The following is a 26,678-nucleotide window of genomic DNA, read 5'->3' as shown; positions in this document are numbered from 1 at the left end:
TTTAATAATTATCCTATTGTTACAGATGCAAAAAATTCCTGATATAACTCTTGAAGAATTTTGTTTTCATTGCTTTGATGAACGCCAAAGGAAAGGCTGACCTCCGATGATCCTTGATTGATCATTTCGATATTAGCACCAGTACTAGCGATTGCAGTAGCAGCTCTAGCAGCAAGTCCTGTACTATTGTTCATTCCTTCTCCAACTATTACAATCATGGAAAACTCGTGACGGAAGTGAGCATCCTCTGCATGCAGCTCCTCCGTAACCCTTTTTATGATTCTATTTTCTTTTTCAGGTGTCAGTTGGTGGCTTCGGAAGATAACCGATATATCATCTAACCCAGAAGGAGTATGCTCATAGGAAATATGCTCTTCCTCTAAAATTTGTAGTAGCTTACGCCCAAAACCAATTTCCCGGTTCATCAAATATTTACTTACATATAGAATAGAAAATCCACTGTCTGCGGAAATTCCAGTAATCGGGCGACGATTAACTTTTCGGGAAGAAACAATTTTCGTACCAGGTGCCGATGGATTGTTCGTATTCTTAATGCAAACGGGAATTTTAGCCTTATAAACAGGCATTAATGCCTCGTCATGAAACACAGAGAATCCAGCATAAGAAAGCTCGCGCATTTCGCGATATGTAATTTCCTCGATTTCAACTGGACAGTTCACTACCTTAGGGTTGGCGCAAAAAACAGAATCTACGTCTGTGAAATTCTCATAAAGTTCCGCTTTTACGGATGCAGCTAAAATTGATCCGGTTATATCTGAACCACCTCTTTCAAATGTACGGAGCAATCCATCCTTCGTGTAGCCAAAAAATCCTGGGAAAACAATTACTTCTGCTGTATTTTGTAAGTTATTTTGAAGATTTTCGTAAGCTTCTGGCAAGGCAATCGCCCGTTCAGGAAAGTCATTAATCACCAATCCTGCTGATTTAGGACACATATATCTTGCTGGGATCCCGATACTAGTGAAATAAGTAGAAATTAGCTTCGCATTATTGTCCTCTCCACTGGCTTTAATAGAGTCTACAAATAATTCCTTATTTGAATGATCCATAGAAAGCCTGGATTGCAAATCCTTCTCAATCACATCACAAATGAGCAATTCTAAGTTCAGCCCTAACGCAATTTCCTTATACCGGTCTATTACAGCGTGTAGGCATTGCTCTGTATTTTCTCCATTTAAAGCTGCGTAGGCAAGGTTAATCAATAAGTCTGTCACCTTCAGATCTTGTTCGAAACGTTTGCCAGGAGCAGAAACCACTACATATTTTCTTTTGGAATCAGCTTTTATGATGCTAGCGACCTTTTTAATTTGTTCTGCGCTAGCTACTGAAGTGCCTCCAAATTTACTTACGATCATCTCATCAAATCCTTACTTTTATGTTTGTTTGTATTTATGGAAAAAACAAATGATTTTATACAGTGTACAAATTTTAAACTTATACGTCAATATGTAAGGCTTAATTTCTTTAAAATAATCACTCATAATATGTATGATTAATTTTTTAAACTTAATATAGTTCGTGTTTTGGTTGCGTTTTACTAACAATGTCAAAGTTACAACACAAAAAAAAATATAAATACGAATGATTAAATATTTTTTTATTTTTGAAAATAGCTTTATATCAAGGTTTATAAGCGTTGTAAAAAAATGATAGCGTTTCCAAGTTTTCAAACTATATTGACAACTGAAAACAACCTAAGTATGATAGGTTTAATTCAATAAGCGTTAAACGATTTTGACAGAGATAAGCTTTGCATTTTGTAAATCTACAGAGAGCTGATGGTTGGTGCAAATCAGTGATTTCGTATGTGGAGTAGCACTCTTGAATCGGTGAACTGAAGAAAGTAGGCTCATCCGTGAATGCGCGTTAAGCATATGAACTAAGAGGCTGCAGAACGTTTGCAGTAAATTTGGGTGGTACCGCGTGAGTTTTTTAGCTCTTCGCCCCTTACATTTTATGTAGGGGACGAAGGGCTTTTTTGTTTTTTAAAATAAGGAGGAGAAAAATTATGCTTCAAGATCAAACCATTTTACGTATTCCAGGACCTAGTCCAATTCCACCAAGTGTGCAAAAGGCTATGAACCAATCAATGATTGGTCACCGGGGCAAGGAAACCTCGGATATGCTTAAGAAAATTGCTCCAGGCTTGAAAAAAGTTTTTGGCACGACTCAAGAAGTCGCCATTATTGCAGGGAGTGGAACAGCTGGACTAGAAACGGCAGTTGTAAATGTCGTGAAGCCAGGAGAGGAAGTGCTTGTTGTCGTAACAGGTGCCTTTGGAGATCGTTTCACTAAAATATGCGAAGCGTTTAACATTAAAGTTCACGTATTGAATGTTGAATGGGGAAAGGCGTTAGACCCAGAAGAAATAAAGGCTTTTCTAGCAGGGCATGCAGAAATAAAAGTCGTCTTTTCAACTTATTGCGAGACATCTACTGGAGTATTAAATCCAATTGATAAGCTAGCCTTAGCAGTTCAAGAGGTTTCAGATGCATTAATAGTTGTAGATGGAGTTTCTTGTGTGGCAGGAGTAGAAACAAGAATGGATGAGTGGGGAATCGATGTAATGGTAACTGGTTCTCAAAAGGCATTCATGCTTCCAGCAGGATTAACCTTTGTAGCTGCTAGCGAAAAAGCTTGGAAAGTCATTGAAGAAAACGATCAGCCTAGATTTTATTTAAACTTAAAAAAATATAGAGATAATTTATTGAAAGATACTACACCGTTTACACCTGCTTTGTCATTGTTATTTGGGCTGGAGCAAGTTTTAAGTTTATTAGAAGCAGAGGGGCTAAACAATGTATATTCTCGACATGCACTAATGAAGGATATGACACGCGCTGCTTTCAAAGCATTAGACATACCTTTATTGACTTCAGATGAAGATGCTTCTCCAACAGTTACTGCGGTTCAACCGGAAGATTTTGATGCAGAGGAGTTCCGTAAGATTCTGAAAAAAGAATTTGCTATTTCTATAGCAGGAGGTCAGCAGCATTTAACCGGCAAGATTTTCCGCATTGGGCATATGGGATATTGCTCTCCAGCAGACCAGTTACAAATCATTAGTGCAATTGAGGTAGCTCTTAAGAAACTAGGTAAGAATATCGAGCTTGGAAAAGGTACAGCGGCAGCACAGCAAGTCTATTTGGCTCAATAAACGACTTAATCATTTCAAAGATAAAGGAGAAGAAGATCATGGCATACAATATTTTAATCAGTGACCCACTTAGTGAGGATGGTATTTTTCCATTAAGAGAAGCAGATGGCTTTAATATAGTAGTAGATACAGACTTAACTCCCAATCAACTAGCAGAAAAAATTGGTGAATTCGATGCGTTGCTTGTACGTAGTCAAACTCAGGTTACCCGTGAAATCATTGAAAAAGCAACAAATCTAAAAATTATTGGTCGCGCAGGGGTGGGTGTAGACAATATTGATCTACCGGCAGCAACTGAGCGCGGAATTATTGTAGTTAATGCACCAGATGGCAACACAAACTCTGCAGCTGAGCATACTATTGCAATGTTAATGTCTCTTGCCCGTAAGATTCCACAAGCATTCCATTCATTGAAAAATAAGAAATGGGATCGTAAAACTTATATTGGGGTAGAGGTAAAGAACAAAACATTAGGTGTCGTTGGATTTGGTAGAATCGGTCAAGAGGTTGCGGTTCGTGCGAAAGGTCAACGAATGAATGTAATTGCTTATGACCCTTTCTTAACTCCCGAAAAAGCAGAAAAGCTAGGTGTGCAATTTGGTACGGTTGAGGATGTAATTAAAGCGGCTGATTTTATCACCATACATACTCCATTACTAAAAGAAACACGCCATCTCATTAATAAAGATGCATTTGCAAAAATGAAAGATGGTGTACAAATCATCAACTGTGCTCGTGGAGGAATTATTGATGAAGAGGCTTTATACGATGCAATTTTGTCAGGCAAAGTTGCCGGAGCAGCACTAGACGTGTTTGAAGAAGAACCATTCGTAGAACATAAACTTTTAACATTGCCACAGGTCATCGCTACTCCTCACTTAGGTGCGAGTACAGTAGAAGCACAAGAAATTGTAGCAATAGACGTGTCATATGATGTAGTAAGCTTTTTAACAGAAGGAATAGTCAAAAATCCAGTTAACTTGTCCTCTGTACCGAAAGACGTATTAGCAAAAATTGAGCCATACTTCAATCTTACTGAACAGCTGGGCTCATTTCTCAGCGACTTAATTGAAGGACCTCCAGAAGAAATAAATATTACTTATGCTGGAGAGCTCGCTAATTTTGATGCGCGACCATTATCACGCAATGCGGTAAAAGGTCTGTTGAAAAGCAAACTAGGTGAATCTGTTAATGACGTAAACGCTAAGTTCCTTGCGGATCGGCTAGGAATAACAGTAAATGAATTAAAAACTCCAAAATCAAAAGGATTTACTAGTCTCATTACTGTAGAAGTGAAAACGGCTACAGGGTCAAGAAAAGTTTCTGGTACATTATTAAATGGACTTGGTGGACGTATCGTTCGTGTAGATGATTTCATCGTAGATGTTGTGCCTGCTGGGTATTTATTGTTTATCCGTCATAAAGACCAGCCTGGTGCAATTGGACGTGTAGGTATGCTGCTTGCAGAGGAAGGTATCAACATTGCAACTATGCAGGTTGGACGCTCAGAGGTCGGTGGAGATGCAATCATGATGCTTACTATTGACAAACATGTAGAAGTTAAGGGAATTGAGAAATTAAAAGCACTAGCAGATATATATGATGCAACTCCAATTGATTTGTAAGATGGTAGATTTCCGCTTTAGTCGGACGCTTTCCGTGGGGTGAGCGATAAGCCATCACCGTCGCTTACGCGTCGTTAGTGATGGCTTATCTGTCTCCCTGATCCCACCGGAGTCGCCGCCTGCTGCTCCAATCATGGAGTGCGAAGTAAGGGAAGAAGTAGTGTGAATTCATTCATGAATAAATTACATGATTATGAGAATCGATCCACTACATTTTATATGATATGTATAAACAATAAATGGTAGATTTCCGCTTTAGTCGGACGCTTTCCGTGGGGTGAGCGATAAGCCATCACCGTCGCTTACGCGTCGTTAGTGATGGCTTATCTGTCTCCCTGATCCCACCGGAGTCGCCGCCTGCTGCTCCAATCATGGAGTGCGAAGTAAGGGAAGAAGTAGTATGAATTCATTCATGAATAATAAATTACGAACCAATACATTAGGAGATTAGTATAAATGACTATTTAGACAAGCTTCTAGCAAATCATTGGCGTATTGTTTCAAAATGTCTAGTGACATTATAGTTGGTAACCCAATGTTATGGTATTAACTTTAAAATCCTATGTAATTACATTAATTTTGGAAAGCGAATATTAAATTAAAACACCCGTTAGCTTAACAAGTAAACACTAATTTTCAACTATTTTGTTTTCTGTTCCATTTACAATTCTCTTTATATTTTGTCTATGCAGAATGATTATTGATAAGCTTATTAGTAGAGAAAGTGCTATCATAACTTTATCTTCAAATATAAGACTGTAAATGAATAATGCTATACTAGCCAACATTGAACTTAGTGATACATATTTAGTAAATAGCAAAGTTAACACAAAAACAACAAAACCAACAAAAACACCTGAAGGAATCAAAAACAAAAAAACTCCAGTTGCTGTCGCAACAGCCTTTCCTCCTTTAAAACTAGCAAAAACAGAAAATATGTGCCCTAATATGGCTAATAAACCAGATACAATAGGGTTAACTGTAGAACCAAGTATTAGGGGAAGTAAACAAGCAAATGTACCTTTTAATATATCAGCAATTGCAACAATTACTCCTGCTTTTATGCCTAAAACTCTATAAGCATTAGTTGCACCAAGATTACCACTACCGTAATCACGAATATCTTTCTTATAAAATATTTTGCCGATTACTAAAGCAAAAGAGATTGAACCAATTAAATAACTTAGAATCAAAGTTAAAATGTTCAAAGTGTTATCTCCTTACATAGTTTGTTAAGTAAGTATTTCTATTTATTGCACATGATTTCCTGCAATCCATCTTACATTACCTGCTGCGTTAGTTCAAAATAATTTTCACCTTACAATATATCAATTCTTACTGGAGCAAAGCACTATATTTACTACCCGCAACGATTTCCTTGGCACCCTTTTTTGTCCATTCCAAAATAGAAATATCTGGATTATTTTCAATGTAACTTTCAGTGATTAGATAACCTATTTTGTAATTCGAGAATCTCGGAATATCTTTACGTTTATTGCCATAAACCAATTTATCGTAAATAATAAAATCCATAGATTTGCCATATACGCTTAATTCTTCTAACACCTTAGCCTCTCCATCATTAGATAATGGCTCTTTCCAAATGACTTTTGTTTCAGGGTATACAATACTTGCAAAGGAATCTGCTTTACCTTCCTGCATGGTTAAATCTAAAATGTTATACTCGATTGGTACACTATTATGCAAAATATTAACCGTATGATGATACTCGTGAGCCACCGCATACTTTACGGTTTCTTCTGAAACGGATGGGTCAATCATAAGCAAAAAATCACTTTCAGAAAATGTCATCCCACTCAATCCTCCCCCTGTATTAATGAGATGCCATTCCTCAGGATTAACTGGAAAAATATAAATATTTGTATCTTTACCTGATAACAGTTCTGCCGATTTCAATATGGCTTCCTCTATCCACTTATTAATTTGTTCTTGATTTTCAAGTAGCTCATTCGTATTTTTTTTTAACTGTTCTATTTCCAAAGATGGTGAAAGCGGGTCGCCTAATGTTATATCATTAATAGAAGATTGCTCCTTAAACGGTACTAATACATACTTTGTATAGATAGATTTTTTATCAAGCTCAGGATTCTCACTAATTGTTGTTGCGTATTCCATCACTTCATCGAAAAATGAAATAATTTTAAACTCCTGTCCTTTATATGAAAAATGGTAAGTAGTTTCCATAGAAGTATTTTTATCATCCACTATCTCATGTTTCTTTTCCTGTATTCCTTTGTTTTGTTCTTCACCATCTATACAACCCGGTATAAAAAAAACAAGTAACAGTAAATTTGATAATTTTATCAAACGTCCCATTCTATCCCCCATGTCCTTTTCTAAGATACAGAAAAGGATTTATATATCATTGATACTCTTCTTCCACTAAACCGCTCCTCGTGGCCAAATATTTACATACATTAACTTATTCAATACAATCGCAATAAAACCTTCTTATTGAACTAAACTGCACCGTTAGTTCAATAAGGATGTTTCTTCATTACTACTTTTAAAGAAACCCTCTGTATACAAATGGTCCTCTTCAGCATCTACATTTGGGTACTTAGTAAAAACTGATTCAAACTCACCACTATCGGTAAGGTAATCAATGACTTCAACAATTCGTTCTCTAGTTGCAATATCAATTAGAACCATATCGCTTGCTTGAAAGTATGTTCCATTCATACATTCGCCTGTCTGTTCATTTTTCTCTCTTAGTGACTGAATGTTTTTGTATGTGAAAAATGTTGCCATCCAAACAGAACGGTCTGGAAGAGTCACTTTGACATCAGTATTTACATCCTCAACATCCCATTCTTTAGATTCCCACTCTTCGGCTTCTATCCATATATTTCGATTGCTCTTTTCTATCATAATAATTCCACCTTTTAATTAGTTATTACACCTATGCTTGTTCAACTGACCTGCCCGGTTAGTTCAATAAGAAAAAAGAGTTGCATTAAGCAACCCTTGATCGATCTTTAACTAAAGCACCCTAATGATTAGATACATTTATTCACAAACTTTGCCGGTATCCAAAACTCATTTCATTTATTACAAGAATGCTGCTTCTTGATGAAACTAAAGAAATCTTCTATATTGATGCGCTTAGCATTGATAGTTATAAAAAGTCTACTTAAAGTGCATAGTTATTTTTCCGATACCATTTTTGTATGATACATTTGCGAGCGCACCATTAACTAATGTATTTTGTGGTGGCAAATGTCCAATATCAACATCATAAATAAACGGAATATTATCATGATAAAAAATGTCCATCAAAACATCTTCTAGTTCATAATCTTTTGTTGGAGCATATCCACTTGATCTGCCAATTAACACTCCGTTAGTATTTTTAAACCAACCATTTATTTTCATCTGCCACAAAGCACGATAGATTTCAGCCGCACTCATTCCTACGCTTTCAAGATACCAGATAGTGCCTTGATCCTTTGTATACGTATCTAAGTATTCTTCCACTTGATCGAATGGTGTTCCATGAAGATTTTGTATTGTATTAATAACGCCTCCTAACAATCTTCCAGAAAAATGTTCATGTGTATTTATACTTTTCCATTCCGTTTTGGTATCAAAATAAAAACCTGTTGCTGGATTCATAAATACCTTCTCCCATGAGGATTGAAATTCAAAAGATGATTTTTGATTTATGATATCTCCATGATTCGCTGTCAGTACCTTATGCCAACTACTGCTCGTTTCATCTAATGTTGGTGCGGACATCTCCACAAAATTTATGCCATGTGCTGATGCATTACCTGTTATGGTGGTATAAACAAAGTTAATCGTACTTATATCCGAATAACCTAATATCCACTTAGGAGTATTTTTTTTGATTTTCTCCCAATCTAACAACGGAAGAATTTCTAAAGAAAATTGTCCTCCCCATGGTGGAATAATCGCTTTAATTGCCGGATCCGCTAATAGCTCCATAAATTCTTCTGCTCTTATTTCTTTTGTTGCACTTCTTGATTTCTCATCATTCCATACCGTTTTTGCTAGTTCTACTTTATACCCTAGAGATTCAATGTTACTTTTTGCTTTCTCTAATAATATATGTAATGGTTTCTCTACACCACTCGAAATTGCTGTCACAGCAATTTTATCGCCTTTTTGTAAAGCTTCTGGATATTTTATTATCACTTATCATCCCTCCTTATAAATATAAAAAAGCCCATCATCCCATAAGAGACGATAGGCTATACCTACGTGGTACCACTCTTTTTGATTTGTTTAATTAAAACAAATCCACTCAAAAACCTATTACGAGGTTAGCCGTTAAGACTTAAATATCAGTCTTACCACTCCTGGGCGAGTTGGGGAATTTATTGACTGCCTTTCACCAACCGACAGCTCTCTAATCAATAAATAATCCTTAATACTCCCAATCATTGTGTTTTCCTTAGTTTATATTTTTCCCATTTTACAATTTATCCATATTTTAGTCAATAAGTTCTTATTGGAATATTTATCTTTGGCAACTAACCTGCTCCTGCACCGTTAGTTTAAGTGTAACCCTTCACAATTTCTAGCTATTTTAACATAAGTATCAAAAAAAAATTACCTCTAAGTTAAACTAGAGAGGTGATTTTAAAATTTCTTTATAAATGTCAGTAACAGACTTTAATGTAACTGGACAGCAATGAATATCACACAATGAAGGAGATAACACTTTTCTGTCGTAGCTTTAAAATAAAGTTTGATTAAAAGATATCCTTTTAACCCTAAAAAACAGCAAATAAACAAAGTAACCCGTCTTGATTTAAAATATCAAACTTTATTTAATACTTACACTTAAATGGAAAATAAAAACAGCCTGTCTTTAATAATAATTTTGTTTTAAAGAATGTTGTAACTGGACAAAAAGAGGGACATTAATTAGCGATTATTCCACTACTTTGCTGTCGATGCTTCATTGCAAGTAAAACGAGTAGTGAAAAGGCAAGAATACTGTTAAATCAGCATTCTTGCCTTTTCAAATTTTATAATTTTTTAGCGATAAAAGACTTATAGAAAGAGAGCATTATTTTATTTTTTCTAAAATACCGATTAATTCATGCAAGCTTTCAATAGTGTAGGTTGGCTGTACTTCTTCTGAGACAGGCTTGTTTTCACGATTGATCCAGACGGATTTGATTCCTACACGGGATGCTCCGAGGATATCGGTCATTAAATTGTCGCCAACCATTAATACTTCGTCCTTTTCTACACGAACGAGCTCAAGTGCATGTTCAAAAATGGAAGGGTCAGGCTTTCCCTTTCCGAAGCCGCCAGAAATTAGAATATGGTCGAAATAGGGTGCCATCTCTGGTGTAATTTCAAGCTTGGTGTTTTGTAGGCTTGGAGAGCCGTTTGTCATTAGAAGCAATGTATAGTTATCCTTTAATAAGTCTAGCACTTCAAATGTTTCTTCATATACAAATGGGCTTTCCTTGCGCATACGGGGAAAATATATTGCCAGTTCTTCTCCGAGTGCAGCATCTTCCACGCCGAGCTTATCTAAACCGTTTGTCCAGGACTGCTTTTGATAGTCAGCAATCAGTGCCTTCATCTTTTGAAAGTCTTCTCCTGGATCATCAAATATTCCCCATAATCCTTCGAAAGGATTAATGCCAATCATCTGTGTGAAGGGACGTGTTTCGTATGAATCGTATAACTGGCTTGCCGATTCACGAACGGCTTTTTCTAGCTCTACAGTATTCACTGCTACCTTAGTAGCGGCATAATCACATGTTTTCTGAAAAGCCGTTGCTACGCTCTTTTTGTCCCATAGTAGTGTGTCGTCCAAATCAAAAAATATAGCCTTTGTCTTCATCTATGTACCCCCTCCACTAACTTACTTATTACTTTACCTTAGTGAAGGGAGGTATGTCACTAGGGTTGATTAAAATGTTAATAATGTATTGAGAGGGCCTTCTGAGCGAATTATATCCTCGATTGATTTAATGGCAATGGGAAAGTAAGGGAAGCCATATACATAGGGTGTTATTTCGTAGAGCTGAAAGTAAATGACAATAGTATGATCCGCTAGATAATAATCTTGGTCTGGTCGGATAGCAGTGAAATCTTCCAGAAGAGGAACATCCCATGCTTCTATTTTCTTCGAAATGATTTGAGATAATCTCTCCACATAATTACTATTGGGTTTAAACAAATCCTTTAATGCGTATTGCTTACCAGTGGTAGTATCAAAGGTTAATGATTTAGTAATCGTCAATCCATGAGCTCCTCCAGTAAAGGAATACACGGTGAGGCTTAAGCTTAAAATATTTCGCTCGTTCGTCTTAATTTCGTAGGTGCCTACCATTTCCACTAAATATTCATTATAGAAGCCTTGTTCGATTAGAATATTATTTAATAGAGAAACTATGTCTCCATTAATCTTTTTTTCTGCAGATGAATGAGGTAAGTTAGTAATATGAGGATAATTGACAGAAATGTTAGGTTTTGAATGGGAGATGTATTTGTTTGTAACGCAAACTGGAAAATCCACTGTTCACAACCTTTCAAGCATAATACTTATTATATGAATGAAGGGAGTTTCGTATGTTTTTAAAAAAAATAATGATTAGAAGCGATGAGAGTATTTTAGAAGGAGAATATCCATTCACTATACCGACAATCCGGAACTTTAGGGAACTTGAGCTTACAAATAGCGTCACCTTCTTTGTAGGTGAAAATGGAACTGGGAAATCCACTTTATTGGAAGCAATTGCTGACCAATGTGAATTTAACACAGCGGGTGGAGGAAGAAATAATTATTATGAGGTTGATGCTGCAGAAAGCTCACTAGGTAAATATGTGAAGCTATCATGGATGCCGAAGGTGACAAATGGGTTCTTCTTGCGAGCAGAGACATTTTACCAATTTGCTTCTCATGTTGAAGAAAGTGAAAGTATTAACTTTTATGGTGGGAAGTCTCTTCATGAGCAATCGCATGGCGAATCCTTTTTATCGTTGTTTTTACACCGTTTTAACGGTAGAGCAATTTATTTGTTAGACGAGCCGGAAGCTGCACTTTCACCACAGAGACAGCTGGCTTTTTTAAGAATTATGCATGACTTAATACAAGAAGAGGACTGCCAATTTATTATTGCTACTCATTCTCCGATTATATTAGGATTTCCAGATGCAACGATTCTCAGCTTCGATAACGGAGAAATTGAAGAAGTGGAATATGAGCAAACCGCTCACTATCAAACGACTAAATATTTTCTAGATCACCGGGAGAAATTTTTAAAGGAGTTATTGGAAGGTGATTAGATGCCTGTAATTATGAATTATATAGATGAAATGCTTTATACTATTGCTATTTTTTTACCTGTCCTAATTATCTGGAGGCTTATTCGTTGGAAGAGGCGAGGCTTTCATTTAAGGGAAGGTTTATATGAGTTAGGTGTATTATTTCTCATTGCAGTATTAGTTGGCTTGTTTTCTCAAACAATCATACCAAAGTATGGAGAGGAACAGGCTTATGTAAACAGTATCAATTTGGAATTGTTTCGAGTTTTAGAGGAAACGTGGAACGCTATCATATATTTAGGGTATTGGGAGCCTTTTTATATTAACTTCCTTGGCAATATTGCTCTATTTATACCTATTGGTTTTCTCTTTCCTCTTGTCTTCAAACGTATGGAGATTTTCCCCTTTCCTGTAATTATGGGATTTCTTATCTCGCTATTTATAGAAATCGTTCAAATTCCGCAAAATAGGAGCAGTGACGTGGATGATCTTTGGTTAAATAGCTCTGGAGCGTTAGTAGGTTATTTGATTTATTTATTGGTTAGAAGGAAATTTCCTGTTTTCTGTAAGGTGTTCAAGAAAAATCATGCAACGAGTTTATAAATTTCTCGTCCGGGGTAAATATTATTCGGAGAGAAAAAAGCAAGGAGACAACTAAGAATGATGATACAAAAAGATACACAAACAGAACAAAGAAGAGACAATATAATTGAAGACCTTGTAAACAAAGGTGTTTTTAAAATTGATGGAAAACAATTATATGAATTGAATTTTTACGAATTAATGAAGCAATATATAAATGAAGAGAAACAAACAAATTAGTGCCTAGTATAAGGCACTTTTTTAATTGCATTTATCTATTTATATGGCTAATGGTCGATAATAGAAATGTGGTACACTTGAGTCAAACACAGATGAGGTGGAGAAAAACTTGACAGCTATACAAAATTTAAATGAAACATTACAGAAAAAATGGGCAGAAGCAGAATTTGCCTTTGAGATGCCTATCCAAACACAACTTATTCCGCATATGCTTGACGGTTCAGATATAGTAGCAGAATCACCAACGGGAACAGGGAAAACACTGGCTTATGTGCTTCCTTTACTACAATTGGTAGATTCTTCAAAAAAGCAAACACAGGCATTAATAATGGTACCTTCTCAAGAATTAGGAATGCAAATTGTCGAGGTATTGAGAGAGTGGGCTTCAGGTACTGGTGTCTCAGTTGCTCAGCTAATCGGTGGCGCGAATATTAACCGACAAATTGAAGGCTTGAAGAAAAAGCCGAATATAGTAGTAGGAACACCTGGTAGATTGCAGGAGCTTGTAAAGGTGAAAAAGCTTAAAATGCATGAGATTAAGACGATTGTGTTAGATGAAGGTGATCAGCTACTTAGTAGAGAGCATCGGACTACTGTTAAAGGATTAATAGATGCAACAGTTGAGAGACAGCTTGTCGTGACATCGGCAACAATAACAGAGGAAATTGAGCTAGTAGCAGAACGAATGATGAAGGAACCAATAAGAATTCATGTGTCAGCGGAGGAAGTACCAGCAAAAGGTGAAGTCATTCATAGCTTTGTAAAAACAGAGACTAGAGACAAGACAGAGCTATTAAGAAGGCTTTCGCATTTTAAGGGGATGAGAGGATTAGCATTCGTTAACAGTCTAGATCAATTACTGATGAAGGATTATAAGCTATCTTATCGAGATGCTCCAATTGCATCTCTTCATTCTGAAATGAAAAAAGAAGAGAGAAAAAAAGCATTGGACGACTTTAAAAATGGAAAAGTGAGCATTCTAATCGCTACAGATGTTGCAGCCAGAGGATTAGATATATCGGGACTTACTCATGTTATTCATGTAGATGTACCACATTCAATTGAACAATACTTACATCGTTCAGGGCGTACTGGACGAGCAGGTAAGGATGGAGAGGTATTAACTCTTTTAACATATAACGACGAAAAAACTTATAAAAAATGGACAAAAGAGCTTCCAAGCAAGCCAGTCCAAAAAATATGGTATCGCGGTGAATTAATAGAGGGATCATCTAAAACAATCGATAAAAAGGGGAAATAATGTATGGATTTTCAAAAAAATCTAGAGGAATATGCTGAGTTAGTTGTTAAGGTAGGTCTAAATATTCAAAAGGGGCAGCCTCTACTCATTAATACAACAACAGATACAATCGATTTTACAAGACTTATTGTTAAAAAAGCCTATGAAGCAGGGGCAAAAAGAGTAGAAGTAAACTATACGGATGAAGTAAATGCTCGATTATTTTACGATATGGCCCCCGATGAAGCATTTCACGAAGTGCCAAAATGGGTTGTTGCTCAAAGAGATGAATTGATTGAAAGTAAAGGTGCTTTATTATGGATTGACGCCGATAATCCCGATCTTTTAGAGGGTGTGTCAATTGATCGTATTTCTAACTATCAAAAGGCTTCTGGTAAGGCTTTAGAAAATTACCGTAAAGCAGTGATGAATGATGTGATTACCTGGTCAATCGTAGCAATGCCATCTAAAAAATGGGCTGCGAAGGTTTTCCCTAAACTCCCAGAGTCAGAACAAATGGATGCATTATGGGAGCTTATATTTAATGTAGTACGCATTGGAAAAGGAACTGCGGTCCAACAATGGCAGGAACATATTAATAATTTAGAGTCACGAGCTGGATTATTGAACGAAAAGCGCTATAAAAAACTGCATTATACGGCAGATGGAACGGATATTGAAGTAGAGTTACCAAAGGAACATATTTGGCAATCAGGAGCTAGTAAAAATGCTCAGTCCGTGCCATTTATCGCTAATATGCCTACAGAGGAAGTATACACTGCGCCGCTAAAAACAGGTGTGAATGGATATGTAAGTAACACTAAGCCTTTTGTCTATCAAGGAAATGTTATTGATGGCTTCAAATTGACGTTTAAAGATGGAGAAATTGTTCAAGTTCAAGCAGCAACAGGCGAGAAACTCCTACAAGAGCTAATTCAAACAGATGATGGCGCAAAATATTTAGGCGAAATTGCATTAGTTCCGCATGAATCGCCTATCTCCGCATCGAATGTATTGTTTTTTAACACTTTATTTGATGAGAATGCCTCCAATCATTTTGCTATTGGAGAAGCATACCCAACTTGTGTAGAAGGAGCTCGTGGCCTTACTACAGAAGAGTTGGAAAATATGGGTATCAATACTTCTATTGTTCATGAGGACTTCATGATTGGAAGTGGAAATATGGATATAACAGGTGAATTAGCTGATGGAACAAAAGAACCCATCTTCATTAAAGGTGCTTGGGCATTTTAAGGAGCTGATGATTGTTGAAAAGGTTGATAGGCATATTCATCGCCCTTTTTATAATATCTAATACTTACACAGTTGAAGCTAAGGGGAAAGAGGTGTACATTCCTTTAGGTGATTCTTTAGCAGCTGGCCAAACACCAAATCAGGCAATTGATGCTGGCTATACAGATTTAATCTCTCAGGAATTAAATAGAGCAAATCTGCTTGGGTTTTATTCCAAAGCCCTAGCTTTTCCCGGATATACAACTGCTAATGTCTTAAGGACTGTTCAAACAAAGGAAGCACAGGAGCTTTTGGCTAATGCAACACTAGTTACGATATCCGCAGGAGCTAATGATCTATTAAGACTAGTACAGGTTAATCCTTCAAGTGGAATGGTCTCTTATAAACAGGTCTCTGCTAATTTTGCACTTAATAATGTGAGAAAAAACATGGAGGCAGTTCTGGAAAAAGTCCAAGCAGCAGCTCCGAAAGCTAATATATATGTAATGGGTTACTATTTTGCATATCCTCATGTGCATGATTCACAAAAGGTGGGAATTGGCAAAGAGTTATATCAGCTGCATGCTATTCTTCAAACAGTTGCAGAGAAAAATGGAGCAACCTATATTTCGGTTGAAGAGTCTTTCAAAGGAAAAGAGAGTACTTTAATACCAAATGTTGCTGATGTACACCCTACCATGGAAGGTTACCGGCAAATGGCAAATTCGTTCTTTACAAAGTACAATTCACGTATGCTCGTATATGAACCTGAGATGCCAAAGCCAAATCCCTTAACATTCGAGGAACTTATAGAAAGTCAACGTACAAATGCAAGTGGAAATTCTCAAGCTAAAGCAACAGTGTCCACTGGCTACCTATCGTTGACGAATGTAAATTTAATATCCAAAGTTTTTCAGAGGATTCTTTTATAGAGAATTTTGGAGAAAGTAATAATTCAAAAAAAGCAGGAGAAATCATTTGATTTCTCCTGCTTTTTTTTATTGGAGGTGACTAATAAGTCTTGTCCTTCTAAATAATAGTGGTACCTTGGAGAGGCTATGAAGAGCCCATATTAACTTTAATAAGTTTCTAACTTAGTTCAATTAGCGTTTTACAGTTTTTTTGGATTTCATTGCTTTACGAACAATAGGGTACACAACAGGTGCCCATTTAATAGCTGCTTTTACTAGTTTTCCTACTTTCATAATCAATCGCTCCTTGTTGTTCTATAATATCTTATTCCCATTTGAGGAGCTATTAAACATGCCGTAACACTTTGACTCCTTGTACGATGTTCCATATAAGTAAAACTAGATTGATCACTGTATATAAACCCATAAAAATAAGAGCAGTAGTCATACTAGTCCACATGGAAGCAGAATCTCCAGTAAAGCCTAAAGGTAAAAAGTTTGCGAATATAGCCAGCATTAAGAACACAAAGAAAATAGTAGGGATGATATGAGAAATTAATGAACGCTTAGCGTGGTACTTTACCTCTTTTTCCGATGTAAGGAAGTAAACGATAATCGGGAGAATGAAAGGGGCAAACAAAATAGAAAAATATGTTGATGCACTCAAAATTTTATTGGTATCCATTCATAGTCTCCTCATTATTATTACTTATCGCTCTCCCTACGGAAAGCATCCATCTATAGCTTATATCTAGTTATTCTAATACAAATCTAACGAGAATGTCCTTATATTCCTCTACTGAAGATATAGAAACGTATTCCTGATCACCGTGCCAGTCAGAACCGCTTGGTCCAAATTCGATAGCTACTGCACCCTTAGCTGCATAATAACGCGTGTCGGCCGCACCATGCTGTCCAAATAGAACAGTAGGTGTCTGTCTAATCGAATTACAAACTGCTAAAAGCTTTTGTATATACTTGTCATCTTCTTTATTGGTGATTGCTGGGGTGTGTCCTTGGAAGTGTATTTCACTACCAGGATATTTTTCTAAAAGATCTCTTAGTTCCTTTGTGATTTTCTCAGCGTCTTGTCCAGGAACAAATCTTAAGGAGTAACTAATAACACATTTATCAGGTACCATATTATAGCGATCTCCTGCTTCTATTTTTGCCAAGTTTAAGGAAGGATAATCATAATATTCATTGCTTGCCTCCATAAAAGAGCAATTTCTTAGTTCCTTATCGAATAATATTGCTTTTTCAATCGCATTATCTCCTTCCCAAGGACGGCTTCCGTGCGCGGCTTTCCCTTTTAAATGGATATCCCATTGTAAAATTCCTTTAGCCTGAAGACCGATATTAACATGAGTTGGTTCACCACAAATAACGAAGTCTCCACAATGACCTTGTTCAACTAAGTGTTTGGAGGTTTTTCCTCCTGTTTCTTCATCAGTAACTATATGTAGTTGGACTTTTTTAGTAAGCTTATGTTCATCTTGTGAGAGTATATAAAAAGCCTGCATCATTGCAGCAACGCCTGCCTTCATATCTGCAGAACCACGCCCATATAGTCTATCATCAATAATTTTTGGTTCAAATTGCTCGGGATTTCCTGGAACGACATCAATATGGCCATTCCATACGATAGTTTCCTCACCGGCTCCTATTTCAGCTACAAGCATTAGCTTAGTGTTTAATTCATAGGTTTTTGTTGATATGTTTCTCTTTTCTAGCCAGTCCTTACAGTAGAGCAGTGCCTCGTTAGCTCCGTTCAAATCATTACTCTTTATTTTGATTAAATCCATAAGTAAATTTATCAACCAAAACACTCCTAATAATAGATTTATTATTACTACTATAATACCTTTAGGGGTTGCAATATAAACATGTATCGGCTACAATGAACTCAAATCAAATAAATTCTAAACCACAAGGGGCGTCGCTATAGCGGCTGAGATAGTACCCTTAGAACCTGTAAGTTCATGCTTGCGTAGGGATGTGGATGGATACTGACAATCGCGCGATGTCTGGCTCTGTCCCGACGGCGTTTTTTTTGTGGTCAAAAAAGGGGATTACAATGAGAAATCAGCGTGTCGTATTGTTAGTAGAAATAGCTATATTCGCAGCATTAGGTTATATATTGGATTTAATAGGATTTGGGATGCCACAGGGTGGAAGTGTTACCTTTGTGCTTGTACCCATTATTTTAATAGCATTTCGCCGTGGTATAGTGGCAGGTGTTGTGACAGGATTTTTGATTGGACTATTGCAGGTAGTTACGGGGCGCTTTTACCCGGCGCCATTATCCTTTGAAATAGTAGTTATTCAAGTAGGAATCGATTATTTTATTGCTTTTATGGTGGCGGGATTGGCAGGTCTATTAAGACCAGCATATATGAAAGCATTTGAAAATCAAAACAAGAAAAAAATGGCGATAGCAATTGTAATAGGTGCCTTAATTGCCTCATTTTTGCGCTACTTGGCACACGTTTTATCAGGGATACTATTTTTTGGTGAATTTGCTGAGGGAGAAAACGTAATTCTTTATTCCTTAATTTATAATTCTACTTATATGATTCCTGTGTTCTTGTTTGCCGCTTTTATTTGTGCGATTCTATTCGTAAAAGCCCCACGCCTATTAATGCCGAATTCATAAGATATATGATATGATAATCATACATCTAAGTGAAGAAGGGATCTTGTAAAGATGATAGCAAAAACAAATGAAGAGTTAGAAATGTTAAAAAAAATAGGCCAAATTGTTGCTGAAGTACGAGAAGCAATGAAGGCTGCAACTAAACCGGGTGTAACTACCAAGGAGCTAGATGAAATAGGCGGCGAGTTATTTAAAGAAAAAGGCGCTATTTCTGGACCTATGGGAGAGTATGATTTCCCGGGGTATACTTGTATAAGTGTGAATGAAGAAGTGGCTCATGGAATTCCAGGCTCCCGTGTGATTAAAGAGGGTGACCTTGTAAATATTGATGTATCCGGTTCATACGAAGGGTTTTTCGCAGATACTGGAATATCATTTGTAGTAGGCGAAGGGTACGAAGACAAGGAAAAGCTTTGTCAAGTAGCGGAAAGTGCATTTAATCGTGCTATGCTGAAGGTAAAAGCAGGTTCTCGTCTAAACCAGATTGGTAAAGCAGTGGAAAGAGAAGCGAAGGATAATGGATTACATGTCATCATGAACCTAACAGGTCATGGTATCGGAAAGTCCCTGCATGAAGCACCCCAGCATGTCTTAAATTATTATGATGCTTGGGATCCAACAATTTTAAAAGAAGGTATGGTTCTAGCAGTAGAGCCCTTCATCTCAGCAAAAGCTGAACATATCGTAGAGTCAGGGGATGGATGGACGTTTGTAACTCCTGATAAATCTCTCGTTGCACAAATTGAACATACAATTATAGTTACAAAAGACGAACCGATTATATTAACTAAATTAATATAAATGAGTGAATTTCATTAAATAGGGCTTTTCTATTAAATACAAAATTTGTCCCTCTGTTAATTTAGCGGCAGTAGGCAATATAAAAAACACCAACGATTTAATTTTTCGTTGGTGTTTTCTTTATAAATAGAATTCCCGCTACTAAGACAGCGCTTAAAAACAGGGAAGCTGTTGAAATTAATAATTCATTTATATTATGACGGACTGCTATACCGATAAAAGCCCATATAAAAACTAATACAATAGCACGATCATCATAATGATACCTAAAATGTAGAGCGATAGCTGTTGCCAATGTTAAGAAAATGACAACCCATAAGGAGATTGTAATGCCAAAACCGCTAAATTCATAATAAGTAAGCACATAATCTAAATTTGCTAGCGTCGCAACAAAAATCCATCCCAAATAGATAGATATTGGCACTCGACTCTTCCAATTGGTCTCATTGTTGGAATAAGTTAGATATAGTAAGAATAAGAACCAAAGTAGGGCAATGATTGTAATGAGGGCAAAGCTAAATTTTTCATAATGCCATAGTAAAATCCAAGAGATATTGAATATACATGTTGCTAAAAATAATAATACTCTACGTAGGGGTATCTTCTGTTGATTTCTATATTCTCTTATAACATTCCAAATCCAGAATGCAAGTAATATATAAATAAAGATCCAAATTGAAAATACATAGCCTGCTGGTGTAAAAAGTGCTGGTATTCTAGAAGATATTTCACCAGTTGTTTGACCATTTATAGGTAGAGTATTTGCAAGTATATTAACAATAATCGTTGCAATATAACCACAAATCAAAAGGATAATTTTGATCAATAGATCCCCCTCCTTCTATATTTAATAAGTATACCTTTCAAATAAAGAGCGCACAAATTCAATTATAGAAATAATGTGACAAAAAAACGAATAATTGACATGGTGAAACATGGTATAATAGATTTCAAGGTAATTTTTAAAATAGGGGGAATTTTCTGATGTTAAAACAAAATTATCCAATAGTCTGGGATCTAGATCGTTTTTTTCTAGGTGGCAGTAGCTCGTCAGCTTTACAACAACATTTAGATGAAGTAAAAGTGAAATTAGGTAACTTTGAAGTAAATATAAAAAAATTAGAAGTTCCAACCGCTGTACAAGAGGCGAAACAAATTAGCCAAACAATTGAAGAATTAAGGGATGTAGCAGTAAATTTGTCGGAAGCTAGTGCTGTGATTGGCTGCTATCTAGCTCAAGATACGACAGATAAAAAAGCAACATTATTACAAGGTGAAGTTGGTTCATTGTATGCTAGGTTGTCTTCCTTAATGAATACTATACAACAGGTATTTAGTAAAACGGAAGGGTCAGTTTGGGAAGAACTTTTAAAGACAGATGAACTTTCACAATTCGAGTTTGTATTGAATGAATGGAGAGAGAATGCGAGTAAAATGCTCTCTGAAAAAGAGGAAGATTTAATAACTACACTTGAGGTGGACGGTTATCATGCATGGGGCCAATTATACGATATGCTTGTAGGAGACATTCGTATTAAAATAACTATTGACGGAGAAGAAAAATCTCTTTCAGTAGGACAAGCAAACAATTTGAGCTCCAGTGACAAAGCTGAAATCCGTAAGGAATCGTTTGAAGCATTGGAGCTTGCATGGACAGAAAAAGAAGATTTTATAGCAAAAGCGCTTAATCACTTAGCAGGCTTCCGCCTAGCGACCTATAAAAAGCGGGGCTGGGACAATGTTTTAGAAGAACCACTATCTATTAACCGTATGAAACAAGATACACTAGATGCAATGTGGGGAGCAATCTCTAAAAATAAAGCTCCGTTTGTGGAATATTTAAATAGAAAATCGGCGATGCTAGGCGAAAAAGCGATGCATTGGTATGATCTAGATGCACCAGTTAGTGCCTCTACCGAAAAAATGGATTTTCAACAGGGTGCTGAGTTCATATTAAAGCATTTTAAAGAATTTGGACCAAAGCTAGAAGAGTTTTCTCGTCATGCTTTTGAAAATGGGTGGATTGAAGCAGAGGATCGTCCGAATAAACGCCCTGGTGGGTTTTGTACGGGTATGCCAGTTTCACAAGAATCTCGTATCTTCATGACCTATAGTGGTACTATGTCGAATGTTTCCACACTTGCACATGAATTAGGTCATGCCTTCCATTCATATGCTTTAAGACCGGTTCATTGGATGAATACGAGATATGCAATGGGTGTTGCGGAAACTGCTTCGACCTTTGCTGAAATGATTGTAGCTGATGCCGCTGTTCGTGAATCAAAATCGACAGATGAGAAAATCGCTTTGCTGGAGGATAAAATTCAACGCAGCGTAGCTTTCTTCATGAATATTCACGCTCGCTTCTTGTTTGAAACAAGATTTTATGAGGAACGAAAAGAGGGAATTGTTTCTGCTACACGTTTAAATGAATTAATGGAAGAAGCTCAACGTGAGGCTTATGGAGATGCGTTAGACACAGTCCATCCACATTTCTGGGCTTCTAAATTACATTTCTACATTACCGATGTTCCTTTCTATAATTTCCCGTATACTTTTGGTTACTTGTTCTCTTTAAGTATTTATGCAAAGGCAAAAGAGGAAGGTACAGGTTTTGAAGAAAAGTATATTGCGTTATTACAGGATACAGCGGTCATGTCGGTAGAAGACTTAGCTATGAAACATCTACAAGAGGATATTACAGAGGAAGCGTTTTGGAAGAAGGGTATTGACCTTTGTATACAAGACGTCCAAGAATTCTTGCAATTAACTAATGCTAAAGGGTGACGGTGCTTGATTTATTTAGAAGGAGCTAGTTGTTACTTAAGAACTTTGAATGTGAAAGACGCACCTGCTCTTGCGAATTTAGTGTATGACAATAAAATGTATTGGTCTGTTTTTGAACCATTACATCAAGAAGAATATTATACAGCTAGTGTACAAAGAGAAAAGATTCGAGAATCACTTATGCTCATGCAGGAAAAAAGAGAATATAGTTTTGGAATTTTTACACATGAACGAGATGACTTGATTGGAAGTATATCGCTTTATAGTTTAAAGCGAATGCCTTTTTCAAGTGGCCTCATTGGATACTCTATTGATCAAAGACACGTCGGAAAAGGAATTGCCTCAGAGGCAGTTCGACTTGTTAAACAATTTGGTTTACAGGATGTTCAGTTAAATCGTATCGAGGCATATGTATCTCCAAGAAACTTTGGTTCTATCAAGGTGTTGGAAAACAATCACTTTGTTCGTGAAGGCTTACTTCGCAAGCTGTTATTTATCAATGGGAAATGGGAAGACCATTATATGTATTCTTCTATAAGAGGAGAGTTATAGCGTAAAAGAGGGGGCTATTCTAGAATAGCCTTTTTCTATTGGAAGGGTAAAGGAAATTATAATCACTGTAGTAGAGAAGAATTTAAAATAAAAAAGATTTAGCCTCTGACTTTATCAGAAGCTAAATCTCTTATTATGACGATTTCCTGGGAAATATATTATTTTTTGTCGATATTACCATCTGTAACAAGGTCTAATTTGCCAGTGTGAGGGTCAATAATGAGTCCATGAACTGGAACCTCTGGAATCATTAATGGATGACTTCGAATCATATCAACGCTATGTAAGACACTTTCCTTTACGTCTGAAAATCCTTCAAGCCATTCTTCTACCTCGATACCTGAGTTTTTTAGTACATCAAATACACGAGGGTCAACTCCACGAGCTGTCATCTTTTCAAGAATCTTATCCGTTTGTATAGAACTCATTCCACAATCATGATGACCAATTACATAAATCTCATCTGCTTGAAGCTCGTATACAGCAACGATTAAACTACGCATGATTCCACCAAAAGGATGGTTAATAACAGCACCAGCACTTTTAACAATCTTTACATCACCATTTTTCAGGTTCATAGACTTTGGAAGCATTTCAACTAAACGCGTATCCATACAAGTTAGAATAACTATTCGTTTGTCTGGAAATTTAGTCGTTACGTAAGGCTCGTAGAGTTTATTTTCTACAAATGATTTGTTGTAGTTTAAAATGTCGTTCAAACTTGGCATAGTAATTCCTCCTTCTTTATCTATATATTATACGAAAAAAAAGGACTTTACTTAAGAGTTGTTTGAAACTTTCCTAATTTTTTTTAATTATCTCATTGCTCTTCTTTTATTAGTGGTAATAAAAAATGATTTACCTGTACCGATAGCTACAGATTGCAATGGTTCTGGAGCAAGGTGGACAGGGACTTCGATTACACTACTTAACCATTCTTCTAAGCCTTTTAATAGAGCGCCTCCACCAGTGAGAACTACACCGTGATCCACAATATCACCTGAAAGCTCAGGAGGACATATTTCTAAAGTAGCACGAATTGCTTCTAAAATAGCCTCTAGAGATTCTCTTAATACTTCTTGAATTTGTGTGGAGGATAGCTTTACTACTTTTGGTAATCCTGTCACAACATCTCTTCCGCGTATTTCCATTACTTCTTCAGTATGAGGAACAAGTGCATATCCAATAGTCATTTTTACTAGTTCAGCTGTAGGTTCTCCAATGATTACATTAAACTCTTTACGGATATAGTGAATGATTGACTCATCCATACGATCACCAGCAGCTTTAACAGTATTTGAAGCAACTACTCCACCGTAAGAAATAATGCCTACTTCTGTTGTACCCCCACCAATGTCTACAATCATACTTGCAACTGGCTCATTAACTGGCAAGCCTGCGCCAATTGCTGCGGCAACAGGCTCTTCCATAAGCTGGACTTCCTTTGCTCCACTTTGACGGACAGCATCCTGAATCGCTCTACGTTCTACAGATGTTGCCCCTGATGGTGTACACACAATAACCGTAGGTTTCCGAAGTGCATTTCCCATTTTCTTGCTCGCTTTTTGCATGATCAACTTTAAAAGCTGAGTTGTTACATCAAAGTCAGCGATTACACCATCCTTAAGAGGTCTAATGACTTCTATAGAGGTTGGTGTTTTACCAATCATTTTCTTTGCTTCTGATCCAAAAGCAACGATTTCTTTTGTTTTTGTGTTTACTGCAACAACAGTTGGTTCATCTATAAGTAAGCCTTTATTTTTCGTATAAACTAAAGTATTAGCAGTTCCTAAATCAATACCAATATGTGAATTTGACAACATATGTCTTCCTCCATTTCAATTGCTCTACGTTATTATAATGGAAAATAAACTAAATGCCATTTGTTACATAATGGAAGATTACATGTGTTTCAATCGTTGCAATTAGTAAAAGACTATTAAAAGGTAGGAAACTGATTATATTAGCCTAATTTGTTTTCGTTTTGTAATACAAACGTATTCAAAATGAAATGAAAAAAATAAGAAGTAACAAGCTTTAAAATAAAAAGCAACCGCAATTGTCATTGCGGTTGCTAAGATTAAAATTTATTTGTTGGTTTTGGATCTACAATAATTGCATCTTGGTTGTTCATTGGCCCTGAGAAATAGAACATGATTACTGCTCCAATTGCTAGAATACCTCCAGCGAAACCAAGAACTGTTGCTATGAATAAGCCCATTTTTAACACCTCACTATTCATATTACTATCATTATAACTTATTTTCACTAGATTTGTAAAAGGAAAAAGTTATTTTTGTGAACAGATTGTGATTAAAAAGCCCAGTTCCCATTTCGGAAAATCGGTTCTTTTGTGCCATCTTCTTTTATTCCATCAATATTCATATTTTCAGAACCAATCATAAAGTCTACATGAGTAATACTTTCATTTAAACCGTTGGAAGCTAGTTCTTCACGAGTCATTTTTTTACCGCCTTCGATACAGAATGCATATGCACTACCAATCGCTAAGTGGTTTGAAGCATTTTCATCAAATAATGTGTTGTAGAATAATAGATTCGAATTAGAAATCGGAGAATCATGTGGTACAAGTGCTACTTCTCCAAGATAATGGGAGCCTTCGTCTGTTGCAACTAAATGCTCTAATACTTCTTGGCCTTCTTCTGCTTCTACTTTTACAATGCGACCCTTTTCAAAAGTTACGGTAAAATTATCAATAATATTACCACCGTAGCTTAAAGGCTTGCTACTAGCTACGTAACCATCTACGCCAGTTTTTAATGGAACAGTGAACACTTCTTCAGTAGGCATATTGGCCATGAAGTCCTCACCTTTTTCATTAGTGCTACTAGCTCCACACCAAAGATGACCGGTAGGCAACTCAATTGTTAAATCTGTACCAGGTGCCGTGTAATGAAGCTTTTTATAATTTTTGTCATTTAGGTAGTCTACCTTTGTATGCAATAATCGGTCATGCTCTTTCCATGCAGCAACTGGGTCTTCTAAGTCAGCTCTCACCGCACTAAAGATTGCTTCCCATAATGCTGGAACTTGCTCATCTTGAGGTAGGTCTGAAAATACTTTGGCTGCCCATTTTTTTGAAGGTGCTGCAACAACAGACCAACTAATTTTGTCCGATTGAACATATTGACGATATTTAGACATTGCTTGACCTGATGCCTTTTGGAAAGCTGAAATTTTACTAGAATCGATACCTTTTAGTAAATCAGGGCTTTGACTAACAATGCTCATGAATGCAGCTCCAGATTCAGCTAATTGTTCTCTTTCCTGTACTTTCCACGGAGGGAAGAAATCAAAAGAATCTTTAGGGGCTAATTCATATCGCATACGTGTTAACTCGTCATCTGAAAAGTCTACATATACTGTTTTTGCACCAACTTCATAAGCTTTTTTAGTTACTAAGCGAACGAAATCCACACTTTCTGTAGATGCAGCAATATATAAATCTTGCCCCTTTTGAATATTAACTCCTACTTCAACAGCTAAAGCAGCATACTTTTCTAACTTATTTTCAAAGGTTGACATATTCATACTTCCTTTCTTTACTTAAGAATATAGTATCAGTCTTTAGGGT

26 protein-coding genes, 1 riboswitch and 2 other annotated features are annotated in these 26,678 nt (G+C 36.4%); of the genes, 12 read left to right on the top strand and 14 right to left on the bottom strand.

Annotation, left to right across the window (positions count from 1 at the left end; genetic code table 11):
* Positions 1-8 precede the first annotated feature (8 nt).
* Positions 9-1,376, bottom strand: coding sequence for an aspartate kinase (locus MHB55_RS17245; RefSeq protein ID WP_340863717.1), 1,368 nt, complete (start codon positions 1,374-1,376; stop codon positions 9-11).
* Between the two features lie 370 nt (positions 1,377-1,746).
* Positions 1,747-1,972: a binding site (T-box leader), on the top strand.
* Between the two features lie 57 nt (positions 1,973-2,029).
* On the opposite strand from MHB55_RS17245, the gene MHB55_RS17240 reads away from it, so the two are divergent.
* Both MHB55_RS17240 and serA read left to right on the top strand, forming a co-directional pair.
* Positions 2,030-3,178, top strand: a complete 1,149-nt coding sequence (locus MHB55_RS17240) for a pyridoxal-phosphate-dependent aminotransferase family protein (protein WP_340863716.1) — start codon at positions 2,030-2,032, stop codon at positions 3,176-3,178.
* A gap of 38 nt (positions 3,179-3,216) precedes the next feature.
* The gene (gene serA / locus MHB55_RS17235) at positions 3,217-4,803 is read left to right on the top strand and encodes a phosphoglycerate dehydrogenase (protein ID WP_340863715.1); all 1,587 of its coding nucleotides are present in this window, start codon (positions 3,217-3,219) and stop codon (positions 4,801-4,803) included.
* A gap of 629 nt (positions 4,804-5,432) precedes the next feature.
* Here the strand turns inward: serA and plsY are convergent.
* The 6 genes from plsY to MHB55_RS17205 all read right to left on the bottom strand — a co-directional run bounded on the left by plsY (position 5,433) and on the right by MHB55_RS17205 (position 11,332).
* A complete protein-coding gene (plsY, locus tag MHB55_RS17230) occupies positions 5,433-6,011 on the bottom strand; it encodes a glycerol-3-phosphate 1-O-acyltransferase PlsY (RefSeq protein ID WP_340863714.1) in 579 nt (192 codons plus the stop codon).
* Between the two features lie 127 nt (positions 6,012-6,138).
* Entirely contained in the window at positions 6,139-7,140 is a 1,002-nt protein-coding gene (locus tag MHB55_RS17225; RefSeq protein ID WP_340863713.1) for a DUF2268 domain-containing protein, read from the bottom strand.
* Between the two features lie 156 nt (positions 7,141-7,296).
* Positions 7,297-7,695, bottom strand: coding sequence for a hypothetical protein (locus MHB55_RS17220; RefSeq protein ID WP_151112875.1), 399 nt, complete (start codon positions 7,693-7,695; stop codon positions 7,297-7,299).
* Between the two features lie 258 nt (positions 7,696-7,953).
* A complete protein-coding gene (locus MHB55_RS17215) occupies positions 7,954-8,982 on the bottom strand; it encodes a S66 family peptidase (protein ID WP_340863712.1) in 1,029 nt (342 codons plus the stop codon).
* 41 nt (positions 8,983-9,023) lie between these two features.
* Positions 9,024-9,240, bottom strand: a binding site (T-box leader).
* Positions 9,241-9,862: 622 nt separating this feature from the next.
* A complete protein-coding gene (locus tag MHB55_RS17210; protein ID WP_340863711.1) occupies positions 9,863-10,654 on the bottom strand; it encodes an HAD family hydrolase in 792 nt (263 codons plus the stop codon).
* Between the two features lie 69 nt (positions 10,655-10,723).
* Complete coding sequence (locus tag MHB55_RS17205) at positions 10,724-11,332, bottom strand: DUF3298 and DUF4163 domain-containing protein (protein WP_144541352.1); 609 nt, start codon at positions 11,330-11,332, stop codon at positions 10,724-10,726.
* Between the two features lie 53 nt (positions 11,333-11,385).
* Here MHB55_RS17205 and MHB55_RS17200 point away from each other — a divergent pair, with 53 nt between their 5' ends.
* The 6 genes from MHB55_RS17200 (at position 11,386) to MHB55_RS17175 (ending at position 16,308) form a co-directional block, all read left to right on the top strand.
* Positions 11,386-12,102 carry an AAA family ATPase gene (locus tag MHB55_RS17200; protein ID WP_144541354.1) on the top strand — a complete coding sequence of 239 codons (717 nt, stop codon included), beginning with the start codon at positions 11,386-11,388 and terminating at the stop codon, positions 12,100-12,102.
* Positions 12,103-12,684: a VanZ family protein gene (locus tag MHB55_RS17195; RefSeq protein WP_144541356.1), complete on the top strand. Its 582-nt coding sequence runs from the start codon at positions 12,103-12,105 to the stop codon at positions 12,682-12,684.
* Between the two features lie 57 nt (positions 12,685-12,741).
* Positions 12,742-12,903 carry a Fur-regulated basic protein FbpA gene (locus MHB55_RS17190; RefSeq protein ID WP_144541359.1) on the top strand — a complete coding sequence of 54 codons (162 nt, stop codon included), beginning with the start codon at positions 12,742-12,744 and terminating at the stop codon, positions 12,901-12,903.
* 109 nt (positions 12,904-13,012) lie between these two features.
* Positions 13,013-14,164: a DEAD/DEAH box helicase gene (locus tag MHB55_RS17185; RefSeq protein WP_340863710.1), complete on the top strand. Its 1,152-nt coding sequence runs from the start codon at positions 13,013-13,015 to the stop codon at positions 14,162-14,164.
* 3 nt (positions 14,165-14,167) lie between these two features.
* Positions 14,168-15,397, top strand: a complete 1,230-nt coding sequence (locus MHB55_RS17180; protein WP_340863709.1) for an aminopeptidase — start codon at positions 14,168-14,170, stop codon at positions 15,395-15,397.
* Positions 15,398-15,411: 14 nt separating this feature from the next.
* Positions 15,412-16,308 (top strand): SGNH/GDSL hydrolase family protein, encoded by an 897-nt coding sequence (locus tag MHB55_RS17175; RefSeq protein ID WP_340863708.1) that lies wholly within the window; start codon positions 15,412-15,414, stop codon positions 16,306-16,308.
* A 325-nt stretch (positions 16,309-16,633) separates the two neighbouring features.
* Here MHB55_RS17175 and MHB55_RS17165 read toward each other — a convergent pair whose 3' ends face one another.
* On the bottom strand, positions 16,634-16,972 hold the full coding sequence (locus MHB55_RS17165) for a DUF4870 domain-containing protein (protein ID WP_144541367.1): 339 nt from the start codon (positions 16,970-16,972) through the stop codon (positions 16,634-16,636).
* Positions 16,973-17,042: 70 nt separating this feature from the next.
* A complete protein-coding gene (locus MHB55_RS17160) occupies positions 17,043-18,107 on the bottom strand; it encodes a M20 family metallopeptidase (RefSeq protein ID WP_144541369.1) in 1,065 nt (354 codons plus the stop codon).
* A 102-nt stretch (positions 18,108-18,209) separates the two neighbouring features.
* Positions 18,210-18,301, top strand: a riboswitch (TPP riboswitch).
* A gap of 63 nt (positions 18,302-18,364) precedes the next feature.
* Here MHB55_RS17160 and thiT point away from each other — a divergent pair.
* Both thiT and map read left to right on the top strand, forming a co-directional pair.
* Positions 18,365-18,943 (top strand): energy-coupled thiamine transporter ThiT, encoded by a 579-nt coding sequence (gene thiT, locus MHB55_RS17155; RefSeq protein WP_144541371.1) that lies wholly within the window; start codon positions 18,365-18,367, stop codon positions 18,941-18,943.
* 51 nt (positions 18,944-18,994) lie between these two features.
* Complete coding sequence (map, locus tag MHB55_RS17150) at positions 18,995-19,744, top strand: type I methionyl aminopeptidase (protein WP_144541373.1); 750 nt, start codon at positions 18,995-18,997, stop codon at positions 19,742-19,744.
* Positions 19,745-19,841: 97 nt separating this feature from the next.
* On the opposite strand, the gene MHB55_RS17145 is transcribed toward map, so the two are convergent.
* The gene (locus tag MHB55_RS17145; protein ID WP_340863707.1) at positions 19,842-20,570 is read right to left on the bottom strand and encodes a tryptophan-rich sensory protein; all 729 of its coding nucleotides are present in this window, start codon (positions 20,568-20,570) and stop codon (positions 19,842-19,844) included.
* Positions 20,571-20,728: 158 nt separating this feature from the next.
* On the opposite strand from MHB55_RS17145, the gene MHB55_RS17140 reads away from it, so the two are divergent.
* Positions 20,729-22,531: a M3 family oligoendopeptidase gene (locus MHB55_RS17140; protein WP_191697923.1), complete on the top strand. Its 1,803-nt coding sequence runs from the start codon at positions 20,729-20,731 to the stop codon at positions 22,529-22,531.
* A gap of 6 nt (positions 22,532-22,537) precedes the next feature.
* Positions 22,538-23,083: a GNAT family N-acetyltransferase gene (locus MHB55_RS17135; RefSeq protein WP_144541378.1), complete on the top strand. Its 546-nt coding sequence runs from the start codon at positions 22,538-22,540 to the stop codon at positions 23,081-23,083.
* Between the two features lie 158 nt (positions 23,084-23,241).
* On the opposite strand, the gene MHB55_RS17130 is transcribed toward MHB55_RS17135, so the two are convergent.
* The 4 genes from MHB55_RS17130 to MHB55_RS17115 form a co-directional block, all read right to left on the bottom strand.
* Positions 23,242-23,811 carry a beta-class carbonic anhydrase gene (locus tag MHB55_RS17130; RefSeq protein WP_144541380.1) on the bottom strand — a complete coding sequence of 190 codons (570 nt, stop codon included), beginning with the start codon at positions 23,809-23,811 and terminating at the stop codon, positions 23,242-23,244.
* Between the two features lie 87 nt (positions 23,812-23,898).
* Entirely contained in the window at positions 23,899-24,906 is a 1,008-nt protein-coding gene (gene mreBH / locus MHB55_RS17125) for a rod-share determining protein MreBH (RefSeq protein ID WP_144541382.1), read from the bottom strand.
* A 257-nt stretch (positions 24,907-25,163) separates the two neighbouring features.
* Positions 25,164-25,304 (bottom strand): hypothetical protein, encoded by a 141-nt coding sequence (locus MHB55_RS17120; protein ID WP_154310020.1) that lies wholly within the window; start codon positions 25,302-25,304, stop codon positions 25,164-25,166.
* 92 nt (positions 25,305-25,396) lie between these two features.
* Positions 25,397-26,629 (bottom strand): aminopeptidase, encoded by a 1,233-nt coding sequence (locus MHB55_RS17115; protein WP_144541384.1) that lies wholly within the window; start codon positions 26,627-26,629, stop codon positions 25,397-25,399.
* Positions 26,630-26,678: the final 49 nt, after the last annotated feature.

This window comes from Psychrobacillus sp. FSL K6-1267 (assembly GCF_038003265.1).
In the GTDB taxonomy this organism is placed as follows: Bacteria; Bacillota; Bacilli; order Bacillales_A; family Planococcaceae; genus Psychrobacillus; species Psychrobacillus faecigallinarum.
Note: the sequence above shows the minus strand (reverse complement) of the source record. Positions and strands in the feature narration are given on the sequence as shown.

Bases quoted from the DNA above. Each gene is read 5' to 3' on its own strand.
- MHB55_RS17190 (WP_144541359.1), top strand. From the start codon at position 12,742: ATGATGATACAAAAAGATACACAAACAGAACAAAGAAGAGACAATATA.
- MHB55_RS17115 (WP_144541384.1), bottom strand. From the start codon at position 26,629: ATGTCAACCTTTGAAAATAAGTTAGAAAAGTATGCTGCTTTAGCTGTT.
- MHB55_RS17210 (WP_340863711.1), bottom strand. From the start codon at position 10,654: ATGAAGACAAAGGCTATATTTTTTGATTTGGACGACACACTACTATGG.
- MHB55_RS17180 (WP_340863709.1), top strand. From the start codon at position 14,168: ATGGATTTTCAAAAAAATCTAGAGGAATATGCTGAGTTAGTTGTTAAG.
- thiT (WP_144541371.1), top strand. From the start codon at position 18,365: ATGAGAAATCAGCGTGTCGTATTGTTAGTAGAAATAGCTATATTCGCA.
- MHB55_RS17245 (WP_340863717.1), bottom strand. From the start codon at position 1,376: ATGATCGTAAGTAAATTTGGAGGCACTTCAGTAGCTAGCGCAGAACAA.
- MHB55_RS17165 (WP_144541367.1), bottom strand. From the start codon at position 16,972: ATGGATACCAATAAAATTTTGAGTGCATCAACATATTTTTCTATTTTG.
- MHB55_RS17220 (WP_151112875.1), bottom strand. From the start codon at position 7,695: ATGATAGAAAAGAGCAATCGAAATATATGGATAGAAGCCGAAGAGTGG.
- mreBH (WP_144541382.1), bottom strand. From the start codon at position 24,906: ATGTTGTCAAATTCACATATTGGTATTGATTTAGGAACTGCTAATACT.
- MHB55_RS17240 (WP_340863716.1), top strand. From the start codon at position 2,030: ATGCTTCAAGATCAAACCATTTTACGTATTCCAGGACCTAGTCCAATT.
- map (WP_144541373.1), top strand. From the start codon at position 18,995: ATGATAGCAAAAACAAATGAAGAGTTAGAAATGTTAAAAAAAATAGGC.
- MHB55_RS17195 (WP_144541356.1), top strand. From the start codon at position 12,103: ATGCCTGTAATTATGAATTATATAGATGAAATGCTTTATACTATTGCT.
- MHB55_RS17140 (WP_191697923.1), top strand. From the start codon at position 20,729: ATGTTAAAACAAAATTATCCAATAGTCTGGGATCTAGATCGTTTTTTT.
- serA (WP_340863715.1), top strand. From the start codon at position 3,217: ATGGCATACAATATTTTAATCAGTGACCCACTTAGTGAGGATGGTATT.
- MHB55_RS17200 (WP_144541354.1), top strand. From the start codon at position 11,386: ATGTTTTTAAAAAAAATAATGATTAGAAGCGATGAGAGTATTTTAGAA.
- MHB55_RS17130 (WP_144541380.1), bottom strand. From the start codon at position 23,811: ATGCCAAGTTTGAACGACATTTTAAACTACAACAAATCATTTGTAGAA.
- MHB55_RS17120 (WP_154310020.1), bottom strand. From the start codon at position 25,304: ATGGGCTTATTCATAGCAACAGTTCTTGGTTTCGCTGGAGGTATTCTA.
- MHB55_RS17225 (WP_340863713.1), bottom strand. From the start codon at position 7,140: ATGGGACGTTTGATAAAATTATCAAATTTACTGTTACTTGTTTTTTTT.